The sequence below is a fragment of the Peribacillus sp. SIMBA_075 genome, from assembly GCF_046534585.1.
Genome location: NZ_JAWRYN010000132.1, coordinates 1 through 451, shown reverse-complemented (window position 1 = coordinate 451; position 451 = coordinate 1). Strand labels below are relative to the sequence as shown.

Here is a 451-nt window from a genome sequence, read left to right as displayed (position 1 = left end):
AAACGTTAGAAAGGGAAATCAATGATTCTCCTTTTCATGAAGAATATGAATATCAAGAAGAATTACCAGTGAGAAAGGAAGAATCCTCTTATAGTTCAACGGATGAAATAGAGCCACAAGTAAAGCCTGAAAAGGAAAATAGAAAAGGGTTCAAGATTATTGCGAGTGTCATAGGAAGCGTGGTGTTAATTGGAGCTGGTGCCATATTTGCCTTTAAGCTATTCTCTTCCGAACCAGTTTCGAGTGCAAATGCTGGTTCTGAACAATATGTAGTAAAAGGATTACAACAGGCAGCCATTCAACAATATGGAGAAGCCGTTAAATACTTCGATAAGGTCAATTACACAGAATTAGATAAAGATAGTCAGAAGGCAGTTTTATTTACTTATTTATTAAACGGAAAGGCAAATAAGGTATTACAATATGAGCCGAAATTTGCAGAAAGTGTGGT

1 pseudogene is annotated in these 451 nt (G+C 35.9%); it reads left to right on the top strand.

The annotated features are described in order from the left end of the window. Positions 1-451: pseudogene (locus SB775_RS27475) on the top strand (hypothetical protein); the annotation flags it as partial.